The organism is Pseudomonas sp. YQ_6 (genome assembly GCF_043103245.1).
GTDB lineage: Bacteria > Pseudomonadota > Gammaproteobacteria > Pseudomonadales > Pseudomonadaceae > Aquipseudomonas > Aquipseudomonas alloputida.
In genome coordinates, this window is the sequence record NZ_JBICJR010000018.1 from 1 (window position 1) to 15,738 (window position 15,738).

The window sequence follows — 15,738 nt, forward strand, 5'->3', positions numbered from 1 at the left end:
AGTAGGAACTACAGAGATTCGCAGGCGCGTCCTAGTGACGGGCCAGCACACAGAATTTCTTGACGACCATAGAGCATTGGAACCACCTGATCCCATCCCGAACTCAGCAGTGAAACGATGCATCGCCGATGGTAGTGTGGGGTTTCCCCATGTGAGAGTAGGTCATCGTCAAGATTCAAACCCAAAGCCCCTGTCTGCGATGCAGACAGGGGCTTTGTCTTTCACGGGTTTCAATATCGGTTAGAACTGATAGCTGACCGTAGCGCTTACATTGCGCTCTTCACCCATGTAGCAGTAGTTCAGGCTGGCACATGAGGTAATGTAGCTTTCATTGGTAAGGTTGTTGGCGTTTAAGCGCACATCCACACCCGTCAGACCGACCTTGCCCAAGTCATAGCCGATCGAGGCGTCGAACAGGGTGTAGGAAGGCACCTTCATGCTGTTTTCCGCATCCACCCAGCTGTACCCCACATATCGCACCCCACCGCCCAGCCGCAGGCCATCCAGTGCCCCCTGGCGGAAGTTATAGTCGGCCCACAGCGAGAGCATCTGTTTCGGCGCCTGAGTCGGCGAATTACCCTTGTTGTCCAAGTTGCCCGACACAAGGCTCGGCATTGACTTCGAATACTCGATATCGGTGAAGGTATAGCCACCCAGCAGTTTGAGGCTGTCGGTCAGTTGCACATGGGCTTCTAGCTCCAGCCCTTGCGAGCGGACTTCACCGACAGGGCGGTAGAAGTCTTCGTCAGGCTGTTTAGACGCCAAATTCTCCTGCTCGATGCGGAACACCGATGCGGTGAACAGGCTGTCGCTCCCAGGTGGCTGATATTTGATACCGGCTTCCCACTGAGTGCCCTCCGTCGGTGCCAGCGGCCGGCCTTGTTGGTCGGACACGGTGTTTGGGTTGAACGACTCCGAGTAGCTGATGTAGGGCGCAATGCCGTTCTCGAACAGGTAGAGCACTCCTGCCCGGGAGGTGAACCTGGAGCGTTGATCACTGACCTTGCTGTCGCTGTCACGGTTCTCTTCGGACACCCTCACCCAGTCCTGGCGCAGTCCCAAGGAAAAGCGCCACTGGTCCAGCTCCACCAGATCCTGCAGGTACACACCCGTTTGTTGCAAACGGCGCTGGTAGCGGTTCTCGCCCAGTACCTGAAGGTTGCCATTGCCGTACTGTGGATTGCCGGCATCCAGCGGGTCGACGGTGCCATAACGCCATGTCACGTCGGCTTTGCGCCGCTGGTAGTCAGCCCCCAAGAGCAAGGTGTGCTTGGCGGCCCCAGTAAAAAACTCTGCCTGCAGCATGTTATCAATGATGTATGAATGCAGGCGCTCGTCGCCGCCGGTATAGGCGCGGTTTAGCATATTGCTGTCCACATCTGCCCAGCCGGCGGAGTACACCTGGTCCATCGACACGTCGGAATCCTGATAGCGAAAGTTCTGCCGCGCGGTGAACACATCATTGAAGCGGTGCTCAAACTGGTAGCTGAAGGATTGCTGCGTGCGCTCATAGTTGTCGATGCTCGGCTCGCCTTCGAAGAAATGGTCTGAAAGGCGCAAACCGTTGCGTTTGTGCAGCATGCCGTCTGCAGGGTTGCCGCCGTGGTACCCACCGTCAGGGTCGTGCTGCAAATAGGCCTGCAGCGTGAGTGAGGTGTCTTCGGTGAAGTCGACACTGATAGCAGGGGCGATTGCGTAACGTTCTTCCTTGTTATGGTCGAACTGAGTTTCGGAAGCATCCGCCAAACCCGTCAGGCGATACGCAATGCGTTGGTCGTCATCCACAGGACCACTGAAGTCAAAGCCCACGCCGCGCTGGCCCTGAGTACCCACCGTGGCCTGAACCTGATGGTAAGGGGCAAAGAGTGGCTTCTTGGTGGTCAGGGCTACCAGGCCACCCGGCGAGCTTCGCCCGTACAGTACCGAAGACGGTCCCTTGAGAATGTCGATGCGCTCAAGGAAGTAGGGGTCTACCTGCATCGTGCTGTAGGTGCCGTTGTCTCCCATTGACTTGAGCCCATCGACGTAGATGTTGTCCACCGAACCGTCGTTGAAGCCGCGCATGGCTACATAGTCATAGCGATGAGTGGCACCGTACGGGTTGGTCAGTACTCCAGGCGTGTAGCGCATGGCTTGGGCAACGGTCTGAGAGCCCTGATCGTCCATTTGCTGGCGAGTAACTACCGAGACTGATTGGGATGTCTCCACCAAGGGCATGCTGGTCTTGGTCGCCACCTGGCTGTGCGTGGCGTTGTAACCCTCCATGCTGCCCAGTGCGTTGCCGAGGGAGAAACTACGGATGTCTGTGTCTGGCAATGCCAGGGCGGCGTTCTGACGCTGTGCCTGCAGCACATAGTTACTTCCCCCCTGGCTGACGGCTTCCAGTCCGCTGCCATTTAGCAACTGGCGCAGCGCCTGATCGGTTGTGTACTGCCCCTGCAGTCCGTTGGAGTGCAGGCCATCGGTCAGCTGAGGGGTGCTCGATAGGGTGATGCCGGCCTGACGAGCGATCTTGTTGAGCACGTCGGTCAGTTGGCCAGCTGGTATTGCATAGTGTTGGCTCACTTCGGCTGTGTCGGCCGCAACGGAAAGTTGCGGAACAGTTGCCAGGCCCAGGGCGGTACCAAACAGAACAGCCCGGATGGCATGGCGCAAGTGAGCTGATTGCAGGACTGGACGAAAATCATTCGGGCTGAATGTGTGGGTTAACACCGGGTTGATAGACATGAAGGGTCCGTTAAAGTGTCGAGGGCAGAAAGTGTTGCTTACTGTCCTAGCCGGACCTGGATTCAAAACCCGCCAGAAATCGATAACGCCTTATCAGGTCATGCTCTCTACATGCACCCACCAGCGTGTACGTCGACGAAGTTGTACGGGCAACGTCTGCGGTAGCAGCCGAAGCAGTTGTTCCGGGTCTTCAAGGCGGAACACCCCCGACAGGCGCAGGTCGGCAATATCATTGCTGCAGCTCAGGTAACCATGGCGATAGCGGCTGACCTGCGCGAGGAAGTTGGAGAGGCGCATGTCCTGGGTGACGATCAACCCTTCAGTCCAGGCCATAGCATCCATATCCATGTGGGCGAGCCTGTGCGCACCTTGAGCATCCAGGCGCCAATTCTGGCCACTTTCGATCCACTGAAGTTGGCCAGTACCAGGCCGGTGTATCGCCACTTTGCCGTGGCTGACGCTGACACGTGTGCAGTCGCTATCCTGATAGGCCACAAAGCGTCCTTCGAAGCCTTCAAGCAGCGCGTCGCGGGTTTGTACCAGCAGGGGATGCCGAGGGTTGCAGTTGATCATCAATTCCCCATGCTTCAGGCGGACCAGGCGCCGTTGATCATGGAAGGCCAGGTCCACGGCACTGCAGGTATTGAGTTGCATCATCGAGCCATCGGGCAGGGTGAAGACGCGTCGCTCGCCCGTGCCGGTGGCATAGTCTGACGCCCAGGCACTCACAGTATTGAGGTCTTTGGCCAGCCAGCTCGCCGACCCTGCCATGACAACGCCACCAAGCAGCTTCAGTGCCTGCCGACGGCGCAGGCGCTGCTGGCTGGTTTCCAGTGTCTGCAATGCCAGCCCGGCACCGGGGATAGCGCGCAGGTCGAGGTCCTGATGAAGGTGAACTACACGCTGCCAGGCCTGTTCGTTTTCGTGGTGGGTGCTGCGCCATTGCTCGCACTGTTGTTGCAAAGCCGGATCGTGTCCGCTTTCACGCAGCCGCAGCATCCACTGAATGGCCTGCCTGACCGTTTTTGTATCAGGGCGTGCGACGGTCATGGATTCAGCAGTCGTCTTCATAGCGCAGCACGTAGCAGTGATAGAGCGCATCGGCGATGTAGCGCTCAACGGTGCGCACGGAGATCCCCATCTGTTCGGCGATGGCCTGATGCTTCAGCCCCTCGCATTGAGCCAGCAGGAATGCGCGGCGTACCTTGGGTTTGAGACCGTCGAGCATGCGCGCAATACGCTCAAGCAATTCCAGCAGCAGCTCGCGGGTCTCGACTGAGGGGACCAGTGCTTCCGGCACATGGGCCAAGGCCTCCAGGTAAGCCCTGTGCAGTTCCTCGCGGCGCCAATGATCGATCACCAACCCACGCGCTACCGTGCGCAGGAAGGCCCTGGGAGCATTCAGCTGCAATTGTTCACGACGCTGTAGCAGGCGGACGAAGGTATCCTGGGCGAGGTCAGCCGCATCGGCTGCGTTGCCGAGCTTGCTACGCAGCCAGGTATGCAACCAGCCGTGGTGGTCACTGTAGAGCGTTTGCACGGAATCGTTGCTGGGCATGGAGGAGGGCGCCGGCATCAATGGACGTTAATGATAATTAGTCTCATTGTTGGCGGAGCAAGATTAATTTGCAACCCATCAGTTACCGCGTAAAGCCGGTAATGGGCTAATGCCCCAATTGCGTATCCAGGTAGTTGCGGATCACCCGTGCCCCGCCATTGAGGTGCCGTTCCAGCACCGCTACCGCTTCGTCCACCAGCTTGTCGCTGGCTGCATCTACCAGTGCGTTGTGATCGTCCTGAGTGAGCTTGCCCAGGCCCATGGACGAAAGATGGAAACGCAAGAAACGTTCTTCCTCGTTCAATTCGTTCTCGATAAGGCGCAGTAGTTTCTTGTTCGGCGCTTTGCTGTACAGCGCCATGTGGAGCAGGCGGTTGAGACGGCCAATTTCAGTATGGCTGGTCTCATTCTCCAGTTGCTGGATATACCCGCGGGCGCTGGCGATGTCGCTGGCATCAAGCAGCGGGATAGACTGGCGCAGCGCCTCGCTCTCGAGCAATACGCGAAGGGCATAGGTGTCCACTGCATCCTCGCCGATCAGCGGTGCAACGACGGCACCCTTATGCATCTCCACCTTCAGCAGGGACTGCGCTTCGAGCTGGCGCAGGGCTTCGCGCACGGGCATGCGGCTAACGCCGTACAAGGTGGCGAGCTCTTGTTGGCGAACCGCAGTACCAGGGGGCAAGCGACCATCGAGAATGGCGCTGCGCAGACGTTCTTCGATCACGCCACGGGCCTGGTGCGGCAACAACTGCTCGCTGGCCAGCACATTGCTCAATTTGATTTTCTTGGCCACGCGACGCCTGCCTCAACGATGACTATATTGGATCCAATGACACTAGTAACAGCTTGAGAGGGTGTCAAACCTGCACCCACCCTGGACGGGCGCCCCAAAAGCGCGGCTATGGTGGAGGAAGTCGCACGTCAAAGGAAGCTGCCTATAGAAAGATGTAAGCAGAAAGTATAGGCGGGCTGACAGCCGGGTGCGTGATTGCAGGGTGCCATTGTCTTTTGCGGTGGCAAGCCCCACCATCGCTGCTTTCGACTGGTCTGAACAGGGCTTCGCAGTGGCGATATCCTGGTTGCTCAAAACCGTAGTGCGATATGTCGGCTTTGCCGCGCTGCTGGGCAGTCTTCTGCTGAGCGGCTTGCACGCGGATTGGGATTTCTCCCAGATCAGCCGCAAGTCGCAGGCTCTGTACGGCCCACTAGGTGCCAGGCAGGGTCGCATCGATGCCTGGCAGAGCCTGATGGCCACGCAGAAGCAGGGTACCGAGCTTGAACGGTTGCAAGTGGTCAACCGCTTCTTCAACCAGCAATTGCGTTATGTCGAGGATATCGATCTGTGGCATGAGGTCGACTACTGGGCCACACCTGTGCAGGCACTGATCAAAGGTGCAGGGGACTGCGAGGATTACGCCATCGCCAAATATTTCAGTCTACGGCGCATGGGAATCCCCAGCGAAAAACTGCGCATCACCTACGTCAAGGCGCTGCGGCAGAACCGGGCACACATGGTCCTGACCTATTATTCAAGCCCACAGGCCCAGCCTTTGGTGCTGGACAGTCTGATGGATGCCATAAAGCCGGCAAGCCAGCGTAGCGACTTGCTGCCGGTGTACGCCTTCAATGGCGAGGGGTTGTGGCTGACGGGCGCCGCAGGGAACAAGAAGGTTGGTGATACCAAACGGCTGTCACGCTGGCAGGATTTGTTGAAGAAAATGCAGGCCGAAGGGTTCCCGGCCGAGCCGGTTTACTGAAGGAGCACAGATGTCACTGTTCAAACAATTGCTGTTGGCCATTTGCCTGTTCCTGGTGGTCGCCTTCAGTGGCAGTTTCATGGTCAGCCTGGAAAGCTCGCGCAGCCAGTACGTCAACCAACTGCGCTCGCACGCCCAGGATGCGGCCACCGCGCTGGCGCTTTCTCTGACGCCGAATATCGACGACCCAGCGATGGTCGAGCTGATGGTCAGCTCGATTTTCGACAGTGGTTACTATGCAAGCATCAAGGTCGTCGACCTGGGTTCCAACGCCGTGCTGGTGGAGCGTCAGGCCGAGCCAGACCCTGGCGGTGTGCCGCTTTGGTTTGTGCGCCTGATCGGCCTCGAGGCCGCCGGCGGCGATGCAATCGTCAGTCGTGGCTGGCAGCAGGCCGCGCGCGTTGAAGTGATCAGCCACCCGATGTTCGCCATTGCCAAGCTTTGGCAAAGCGCCTTGGGCAGCCTGGGTTGGTTGCTGTTGTGCGGTGCGGCCAGTGCAGTGCTCGGTGCTTTGCTGTTGCGCCGCCAGTTGAGGCCGCTGGACTACATGGTCGAGCAATCCCACGCTATTGCTCGCCGCGAATTCCTCAGCCTGCCAGAGTTGCCACGCACGCCGGAGCTTCGCCGTGTGGTGCAAGCGATGAATCAGATGGTCGAGAAGCTCAAAGCCCTGTTCACCGAGCAAGCCGAGCGCAGTGAGCGGCTGCGTGCGGAGTCCTACCAGGACAGCCTGACCGGGCTGTCGAACCGACGCTATTTCGAAATGCAGCTGAACAATCGGGTAAGCAACCTGGAAGACGCGCGCGCCGGCTACCTGCTGTTGCTGCGGGTTCAGGGCCTGGCTGGCCTGAACGCCCGCCTTGGTGGCCAGCGTACAGACCAGTTGCTGCAAGCGGTAGGTGAACAGCTGCGTCGTACTTGTGCCAGCTACCCGGAAACCAACGACCTCATTTCCCGCAGCCGCGGCGGCGAGTTTGCAGTGCTGGCACCGGGCATGGTGCATGAGGAGGCAGTACACCTTGCCCAGGCTCTGGAGGCAACATTGCAAAGCCTGCACGAAACGGGGGCCAGTGATATCGACCCGGTGGCTTGTATAGGCCTGGCACCATTCAGCCCTGGTGATTCACCACAGGCGTTGCTGAAGCTCGCCGACGAGGCTCTGGCCCGCGCTGAGAATCAGCCAACGCCGGGGTGGGTATGCCTTGAGCAAGGTGTTGCTGCGGTTGCTGCGGATAGCCAGCATGCCTGGCACGAACGGCTCGACCAAGCGTTCATCAATGGGCATTTCGAGCTGTTCTTCCAGCCAGTGATGGAGTGCGCTTCCTCGCAACGGGTACTGCACCACAAAGTTATTTCGCGTTTGCGCGATGGCCACGGCGAGGCCTTGCCGGCGGGCCGCTTCCTGCCTTGGCTGGAGCGCTTCGGCTGGATGCCGCGGCTGGATGTGCTGGTGCTGGAGAAAGTGTTGGCGCACCTGCGAGGGCATGACCAGGTGCTGGCGTTGAACCTGTCCGCCGCCACCCTGGCCGACCCCAAGACCCTTCAGCGCATTTTCGAGCTGCTGAGTCAGAATGCGGCGCTTGGCCCGCGGCTGGTTTTTGAAATTGGCGAGGAGCAGTTGCCTGAGCAGGCCGCATTGGAGCAACTCACCCGTCGCCTGCATGGGCTTGGCTTTGGGTTGGCTTTACAACGCTTCGGTGGGCGCTTCAGCATGATTGGCAACCTGGCGCACTTGGGCCTGGCGTACCTGAAGATTGACGGCAGTTACATCCGCAACATCGATCATGAGCAGCACAAGCGGCTGTTCATCGAAGCGATCCAGCGTGCGGCGCATAGCATCGACCTGCCACTGATTGCCGAGCGAGTCGAGACGGAAGGGGAGCGGTTGGTGTTGCTGGAGATGGGAGTGGGCGGGATTCAGGGGCAACTGGTGGGTGAGCCTGCGCCTTGGCGCTGATTGGCCTCTCGCGCGCCGCTGCAGAAACGGCCTAGAGCCGCCAAAGGGCCGCGTAGCGGCCCCAGGATTTACGCAGCGATGTACAGGGCCGCTCCTACAGCAATGACGAAACCAGCAGGTTGGCTATCACCGCTCGCGCAGCGCCTCCGAGCGCGCCTTCATGATCGGCTTGAGCAGGTAGCTCATGATGGTTTTCTTGCCTGTCATGATGTCCACCGTCGCCACCATCCCCGGAATGATCAGCAGTGGCTTCTCGTCAGTCCCCAGGTGGCTGCGATCAGTGCGCAGCTTGATCAGGTAATACGTAGTCTTCTTGTCTTCATCGGTAATGGTGTCGGCGCCAATCTGCTCCAGCTTGGCCTTTAGCCCACCGTAGATGGTGTAGTCATACGCGGTGAACTTGACCGTCGCTTCCTGGCCGGGGTGCAGGAAGGCGATGTCTTTGGGCAATATTTTCGCCTCGATGACCAGCGTGTCGTCCAGCGGCACGACTTCGATGATATCGCTGCCTGGCTGGATTACCCCGCCAATGGTGTTCACCAGCAGTTGCTTGACGATACCGCGCACGGGCGAAGTGACCAGTGTGCGGTGCACCCGGTCGTCCAGCGCCTTGCTGGTGGCGGTAGCCTTGTTCAGTTCGGTGCGCGCCTCGTTCAGCTGGGTCAGCGCTTCACTTCGGAACTTGCCACGCGTCTCTTCGATCTTGCTTTGCACCTCGCGGATCGCCGCCTCTGCGCGCGGGATCGCCAGCGCAGTGGAATCCAGCTGACCGCGGTTTTCCACTTCAGCACGGCGCAGGCGCAGTACTTCAACCTGGGAAATCGCGCCGGTTGCCACCAGCGGTTCGGACATGCTGATTTCCTTGCGCAGCAGCTCAAGGCTGTTGGCGTACTGGGTGCGTTTGGAGCTGTATTCCCGCAGCTCCTGCTGGCGTTGGACCAACTGCTGCTGCAGGCCGCCAATTTCGTCCTGAAGTTGCTGGCGCCGGCTCTGGTACAGCGACTCTTCACTGGCCGCCTGGTTTGGCGCGGCTTTACGCAGCTTTTCGTCGATAATCAGCGGGCGGTCCTCTACCTCGGCACTCAAACGTTCGACCCGCAGGGCCATGGCAAGGCGGTCAGCCTCGGTTTCACCAACGTTGGAGGCGAAGCGGGTTTCATCCAGGCGCAGCAATGGCTGGCCCACTTCGACGATCTGCCCCTCCTTGGCGAAGATTTCGGCGACGATGCCGCCCTCCAGGTTCTGAATCTTCTGCACCTTGGAAGACGGAATGGCCTTTCCTTCACCCCGCGTAACTTCGTCGATGGGCGCAACGCTGGCCCATACAATCAAGAACACGAAGAACAGGATCACGCCCCAGATGGTCAGCCGCACCACGCGCGGCGCATCTTCGATCAGGGCCTTGTTTACCTCGGGCAGCGGCTGGCCGCCAAGCGAGTCGCTGCCTTTGAAATAGCGCCGCAGGCCGTCCTTGAACTGCCCCATATCCAGCTTATGCAACACTGATCTGCCCCTTCTTCAGTGCATCCATGACCGCGGCTTTCGGGCCGTCGGCGACAATCTGCCCGCGATCGATCACGATCAGCCGGTCTACCAGCGACAGCAACGACGCACGGTGCGTGACCAGCAGTACCGTCTTGCCCTCCACCACCGCTTGCAGGCGCTGCTTGAGGCGTTCTTCACCGGTGTTGTCCATGGCGCTGGTCGGCTCGTCCAGCAGCAGGATCTGCGGGTTGAGCAGCAGCGCACGGCCCAAGGCGACGTTCTGCCGCTGGCCGCCGGACAGGTTCTGCCCGCGTTCACCCACTTGCAGCTCGTAGCCGTCGGGGTGCAGCCGGGCGAATTCATGTACGCCCGCCAGTTCAGCGGCCTGCAGGATCAATTCGTCCTCGATGTAGCGGGCGCCGCTGACCAGGTTGTCACGCAAGGTTCCGGCCAGCAGCTGGATGTCCTGGGGGACGTAGCCGATGTTGTGGCGCAGTTCGCTGACATCGATCTGGCGAATGTCGACGCCATCGACCAGCAGCGAGCCGCCATCGGCCTCGTACAGGCCGACGATGAGCTTGGCCAGCGAGCTCTTGCCGGAGCCGCTGCGGCCGATGATGCCTACCTTCTCGCCAGGGCGGATGGTCAGGTTGATATTCTTCAGGGCCAGGTTCTGCTGGTTTGGATAAGTGAAGTCGACCCCGCGGAACTCGACGCTGCCCTGCAGCACCTTGCGGCTCAGCGGGCGTTCTTCGAAGTTGCGCTCTTGCGGCAGATCCATCATGTGGTCGGTGGAGACCATGGTCACCTTGGCTTGCTGGTAGCGGGCCAGCAGGCCATTGAGCTGGCCCAGCGGGCCGAGGGCGCGGCCGCTGAGCATGTAGCAGGCCACCAGGCCGCCCATGCTGAGGTTGCCATCGATGATCAGATACACGCCCACGCAGATCATTGCGACGCCGGCCAGTTGCTGGATCAGCAGGGTGATGTTCATCGCCAGGCTCGACAGCACCTTCACCCGCAGCTCCAGCCGACTCAGGGTGCCGAGGGTTTGCTCCCACATGTACTGGCGTTCGCTTTCGGCGTTATTGACCTTTACCGCATCCAGGCCGGCGAGGGTTTCGATCAGGCTGGACTGGCGCTCTGATGCCAAAGCCATGGTCCGCTCCATGGTCGCCATCAGTGGCCGTTGCAGGGCGTAGCCGATGCCCAGAGCCAGCGGGAAGGCGATGATCGGTATCCACACCAGATGCCCGCCAATGATGGCGATGACAATCAAAATCAGGATGGTAAAGGGCAGGTCGATCAGGCTGGTCAGGGTCAGCGAGGCGAGGAAGTCGCGCAAGCCCTGGAACTCGTGAATGTTCTGGGCAAAGCTGCCGACCCGCGCCGGCCGGTACTTCATCGACATGCCGACAATACGTTCAAACAGCGTTGCCGAGATGATCAGGTCGGTCTTCTTGCCGGCCAGGTCCAGGCACAGGCCGCGAAGGCCTTTGAGGATCAGGTCGAAGATATACGCGCCGGCGATACCGATGGCCAGTACCCAGAGCGTCGAGGTGGCCTGGTTTGGCACCACCCGGTCATACACGTTCATCACGAACAGCGGCGCGGCCAAGGCGATCAGGTTGATCACCAGGCTGGCGGCGATGGCGTCGATATACAACCACTTGCTGCGCAGCAGGGTGTCGCGGAACCACGACTTCGCTCGTGGGATGAGGTTGCCATGGTTGACATCGAACTTGTGCTGCGGCTGCGCGAAGAACACGCGGCCGCTGTAGTCGCTTAGCAGTGCTTCGCGGCTGACATGCACCTCGCCACCGTCGCTCTCGCTGAGTAGCAGGCGCGCGGTGTCATCGTTCTCCCAGCCGAGCAGGACGGCGCTGCGGCCCTCCTTGAGCAGCAGCATGGCCGGCATGGCGATACTCGGGATCTGCTCCAGCTTTCGCTGAAGCAGGCGCCCCTGCAGGCCAGCCCGGGCCGCAGCGCGCGGCAGCAGTTCAGGGCTCAGGCGCTGGGCGGGTAGCGGTAGGCCTGTTGTCAGCATGACCCGGCTGGCGGGCTTCTGGTGCAGGACACACAGGCTCAGCAGACTATCCAGCAGGGGATCGTCATGCTGACTGCGTGGATCGTGGCTGAGTTGGACTCGACTGACTTCGGATTCCACGCGGCGCTCTCTTCATCCTTGTGGTGGGTGGGGTGGGTGTGCCGTCGTTAAGGTCCGGCCGGCTCACCCTGGCTCTCTTTGGTGCTGCAAAGCTGTGCTGATAAGGGTTATCACGCCCTGGTGCTGGAGCAGCTGGCCAATGTTCGCCTTGAATCGGTGTTGAGTAAACAATTCTACGTGCTTCATTTTCACCAGACTTAGCGGGGCAATGATTGTTTCATTTTTGATCCAGCCATCATCCGGCTTGTTGCAGCATAGCCTGCCACTCAGCCAAGGCATGCAAGGGCTTTGGGTTCCAGCTTAGTCACTGTCAGTAAACAGGCGCTGGTTTGTTGGCGCATATCTGTGGCTTGTTAGTCAGAATTCATCTATAGAGCGCGGATCCTTGCATTCTTGCATTCAATATCCGCAAGCGATTTTCAATGATCGGGATACCATTATTCACGCACTCGTACGTCATCTCTTTGATTTGCGACACATAGCTGCTTGTGACTCGCGCAGCGTTGAAAGCCTGGTGGGCCTCGAGTGAGCAAGCGCCCCGGCTCTGGCTGGCTATCGACCTCTGCCTGGCCGCATTCCGGCAAGGTTTGTGCTTATTTGGCAATCAGTGTCCGGGCGATTGACAGTGATCTGGATATTGACGCCAGTAACGCTGACATTGCCGAGTAAGTCGGTCGCGCCGCATGATTTACGGCTGCTGAGCTGTATGAAAAAGTGCTAGGACTGATGGCTTAACACCTTTTTGATGATGTAAGACATTTGTCCTCCGGAAACGCTTGGCTAAGGTACAAATATCAATGTGACATTACATTGCCGATTGTTTAGGATGGCATGTATAAGGTCAATAGTTTGGCAGTCAGGCAATTCCAAAAAGTTATAGACGGAATATTGACGTCAAAAACGTCAAGAGATCATCTACATAGTTCCGCCTGAAGTGGCTAGCAAGCGCCGCTCTGGCAGGGAAGTACCCCATCGGGTCACACGGAGAGTCCAATGAGCAGCGTTGTAGCCATCGTCAAAAGCATTGTCGGCCAGGTTATTGCGGTATCCCCAGAGGGCATCCGGCGTGTACTTATCGAAGGTGACCGCCTGTTGGCCGGTGAGGAAGTGCTCACCGGTCCTGGCGGTGCAGTTACTTTGGAGCTGGCTGATGGCCGACTGCTCGATCTTGGACGTGACAGCCAATGGAGTGCCGATGCGCCTGACAGTAGCACCGACCTGAGCCAGGCGGCAGCCCAGGCCGCGCCTTCGGTGGAAGAGCTGCAGCAGGCAATTGCTGCTGGTGTTGACCCGACTACTGAGCTTGAAGCTACCGCCGCTGGCCCGTCATCAGCAGGTGGTGGTGCGCTCGGCGGTGGCCACAGCTTCGTGATGCTCGAAGAGACGGCTGGCCGAGTTGACCCGACGGTTGGCTTCCCGACTGACGGGCTGGGCTTTGCGGGCGTACCCGATAACGAAGAAGTGGGCCTGCTGGACACTAACGGCAACAACCTGGTGACCACACCGACGGATACCACCGTCGCTACTGAGCTGACGCTTGGCGCAACCCCTTCCATCAGTGAAGCGGGTGGCGTAATCGTTTATACCGCCACCGTTGGTCAGGCGCCGACCACCAACCTGGTACTTACTCTGTCCAACGGTGCCGTGATCGTAATTCCGGCTGGGCAGACAAGTGGTAGCGTCAACGTCGCAGTTCCGGCAAACGACACACCCTACATCGACGGGGGCCAGATTTCGGCCACCGTGACAGGTAGTACCGGAGGTGGTGGGCTGACGGTGACATTGCCGCAAACGCCAGCGGTTACCCAGGTGACCGATACAATCGACACCACCACTGCGACCCTGACCGCCTCGCCAAGCGTGACCGAAGGCGGCGTGATCACTTACACCGTGACCCTGAGCAATCCTGCCCAGACGCCGGTAACCGTGACCCTGTCCAACGGCCAGACCATCACCGTTGAAGCGGGTAAAACCCAGGGCAGCGTCAACTTCCAGACCCCGGCCAATGACGTCTACAACAACGGTTCGACCGTCAGCGTCACTATCGAGAACGCCACTGGCGGTAATTTCGAGCAACTGACCCCGAACCCGACGCCGGCTCAGACCACGATCAACGACTCGGTCGACGCCACCACCGCGACCCTGACCGCCTCGCCAAGCGTAACCGAAGGCGGCGTGATCACTTACACCGTGACCCTGAGCAACCCTGCTCAGACGCCGGTAACGGTTACCCTGTCCAACGGCCAGACCATCACCGTTGAAGCGGGTAAAACCCAGGGCAGCGTTGATTTCCAGACCCCGGCCAATGACGTCTATAACAACGGCTCGACCGTCAGCGTCACTATCGAGAACGCCACGGGCGGCAACTTCGAGCAACTGACCCCGAACCCGACGCCGGCTCAGACCACGATCAACGACTCGGTCGACACCACCACCGCGACCCTGACGGCGAGCCCGTCGGTCACCGAAGGCGGCGTGATCACCTACACCGTGACCCTGAGCAACCCTGCTCAGACGCCGGTAACCGTGACCCTGTCCAACGGCCAGACCATCACCGTTGAAGCCGGCAAAACCCAGGGCAGCGTTGATTTCCAGACCCCGGCCAATGACGTCTACAACAACGGTTCGACCGTCAGCGTCACCATCGAGAACGCCGCTGGCGGTAATTTCGAGCAACTGACCCCGAACCCGACGCCGGCTCAGACCACGATCAACGACTCGGTCGACGCCACCACCGCGACCCTGACGGCGAGCCCGTCAGTCACCGAAGGCGGCGTGATCACCTACACCGTGACCCTGAGCAACCCTGCTCAGACGCCGGTAACGGTTACCCTGTCCAACGGCCAGACCATCACCGTTGAAGCGGGTAAAACCCAGGGCAGCGTTGAATTCCAGACCCCGGGCAATGACGTCTACAACAACGGTTCGACCGTCAGCGTCACCATCGAGAACGCCACTGGCGGTAATTTCGAGCAACTGACCCCGAACCCGACGCCGGCTCAGACCACGATCAACGACTCGGTCGACACCACCACCGCGACCCTGACCGCCTCGCCAAGCGTAACCGAAGGCGGCGTGATCACTTACACCGTGACCCTGAGCAACCCTGCTCAGACGCCGGTAACCGTGACCCTGTCCAACGGCCAGACCATCACCGTTGAAGCGGGTAAAACCCAGGGCAGCGTTGATTTCCAGACCCCGGCCAATGACGTCTATAACAACGGCTCGACCGTCAGCGTCACCATCGAGAACGCCACGGGCGGCAACTTCGAGCAGCTGACCCCGAACCCGACGCCGGCCTCGACGGTCATCAATGACAGCATCGATGCCGTCACCGTAAGCATTGTCAGCAATGGCAATGTGACCGAAGACCAGCAACCTTCCTTTACTGTGAAAGTGAGCCAGGCGCTGGACCGTCCGTTGACCGTAACCCTGTCGAACGGCGACACCGTGACGATCGAAGCCGGTAAGACCGAAGTCGAGTACAAGACCTCGGTTCAGGGCGATGACGTCTATCTTGATGCAGGCTCCATCACGCTCAGTGTTACCGACGCTACAGTTCCGGGTGCCACCTTCGAGAAGCTGGCCTTGGGTGGCCCGGCTACCGTTGAGATCTCGGACACTATCAGTGAAGTGGTGGCCAAACTGACCGCCACCCCTTCGGTGACCGAAGGCGGTGAGATCACTTACACCATCACGCTGACCAACAAAGACGGTCTGCCGATCAACAACCACTCGGAGCTGTACTTCAAGCTGACCGACGGCACCACCGTCGTCGTGGCAGCCAACAGCACCACCGGTTCGGCGACTGCAACTGCCCCGGACAACGTCTATGTCGGCACTAACCAGCCGGTGGTCAATGCCATCGACGCCGTCAGCGGCGCTGATGCGTGGAAGTTCGAAAACCTGAACCTGGACAAGACCCCGGTCAGCACTACCGTCACTGACGAGCCAGGCACTCCAGGCAACGAAGGCGACCTGGTCAAGGTCACCATCACCGCCGACCAGACCTCGGTGGCTGAGAACGTCAAGCCAACCTTCACCGTGCACGTCAACCAGCCGCTGGCTCACGACCTGGTCGTGACCC

Annotated in this window: 9 protein-coding genes and 1 rRNA gene; 4 read left to right on the forward strand and 6 right to left on the reverse strand. The window is 59.7% G+C overall.

Going from position 1 to position 15,738, the window contains the following annotated elements; translation table 11 throughout:
• The first annotated feature begins 58 nt into the window (after positions 1-58).
• Positions 59-174, forward strand: a 5S ribosomal RNA gene (gene rrf, locus ACF8FG_RS05600).
• 66 nt (positions 175-240) lie between these two features.
• Here the strand turns inward: rrf and ACF8FG_RS05605 are convergent.
• The 4 genes from ACF8FG_RS05605 to ACF8FG_RS05620 form a co-directional block, all read right to left on the reverse strand.
• Positions 241-2,655, reverse strand: a complete 2,415-nt coding sequence (locus ACF8FG_RS05605; RefSeq protein WP_041166814.1) for a TonB-dependent siderophore receptor — start codon at positions 2,653-2,655, stop codon at positions 241-243.
• Positions 2,656-2,820: 165 nt separating this feature from the next.
• On the reverse strand, positions 2,821-3,777 hold the full coding sequence (locus tag ACF8FG_RS05610; RefSeq protein WP_135199448.1) for a FecR family protein: 957 nt from the start codon (positions 3,775-3,777) through the stop codon (positions 2,821-2,823).
• Positions 3,778-3,781: 4 nt separating this feature from the next.
• Positions 3,782-4,285, reverse strand: coding sequence for a sigma-70 family RNA polymerase sigma factor (locus ACF8FG_RS05615; protein ID WP_014589285.1), 504 nt, complete (start codon positions 4,283-4,285; stop codon positions 3,782-3,784).
• Positions 4,286-4,391: 106 nt separating this feature from the next.
• Complete coding sequence (locus tag ACF8FG_RS05620) at positions 4,392-5,081, reverse strand: GntR family transcriptional regulator (protein WP_014589286.1); 690 nt, start codon at positions 5,079-5,081, stop codon at positions 4,392-4,394.
• A gap of 202 nt (positions 5,082-5,283) precedes the next feature.
• Here ACF8FG_RS05620 and lapG point away from each other — a divergent pair, with 202 nt between their 5' ends.
• Both lapG and lapD read left to right on the forward strand, forming a co-directional pair.
• On the forward strand, positions 5,284-6,045 hold the full coding sequence (gene lapG / locus ACF8FG_RS05625; protein WP_392518630.1) for a cysteine protease LapG: 762 nt from the start codon (positions 5,284-5,286) through the stop codon (positions 6,043-6,045).
• 10 nt (positions 6,046-6,055) lie between these two features.
• Positions 6,056-8,002: a cyclic di-GMP receptor LapD gene (gene lapD / locus ACF8FG_RS05630; protein WP_318081775.1), complete on the forward strand. Its 1,947-nt coding sequence runs from the start codon at positions 6,056-6,058 to the stop codon at positions 8,000-8,002.
• Between the two features lie 126 nt (positions 8,003-8,128).
• Here lapD and ACF8FG_RS05635 read toward each other — a convergent pair whose 3' ends face one another.
• Positions 8,129-9,487, reverse strand: coding sequence for an HlyD family type I secretion periplasmic adaptor subunit (locus ACF8FG_RS05635; RefSeq protein WP_172830945.1), 1,359 nt, complete (start codon positions 9,485-9,487; stop codon positions 8,129-8,131).
• A gap of 7 nt (positions 9,488-9,494) precedes the next feature.
• Positions 9,495-11,651: a type I secretion system permease/ATPase gene (locus tag ACF8FG_RS05640; protein WP_003256004.1), complete on the reverse strand. Its 2,157-nt coding sequence runs from the start codon at positions 11,649-11,651 to the stop codon at positions 9,495-9,497.
• Between the two features lie 993 nt (positions 11,652-12,644).
• Here ACF8FG_RS05640 and ACF8FG_RS05645 point away from each other — a divergent pair.
• The coding region (locus ACF8FG_RS05645; protein ID WP_392518631.1) for a retention module-containing protein at positions 12,645-15,738 on the forward strand (3,094 nt) is incomplete at its 3' end.

What these genes read in the sequence shown, in the direction of transcription:
- ACF8FG_RS05635 (WP_172830945.1), bottom strand. Translation starts at nt 9,487, where the DNA reads ATGGGGCAGTTCAAGGACGGCCTGCGGCGCTATTTCAAAGGCAGCGAC.
- ACF8FG_RS05615 (WP_014589285.1), bottom strand. Translation starts at nt 4,285, where the DNA reads ATGCCCAGCAACGATTCCGTGCAAACGCTCTACAGTGACCACCACGGC.
- lapD (WP_318081775.1), top strand. Translation starts at nt 6,056, where the DNA reads ATGTCACTGTTCAAACAATTGCTGTTGGCCATTTGCCTGTTCCTGGTG.
- ACF8FG_RS05610 (WP_135199448.1), bottom strand. Translation starts at nt 3,777, where the DNA reads ATGACCGTCGCACGCCCTGATACAAAAACGGTCAGGCAGGCCATTCAG.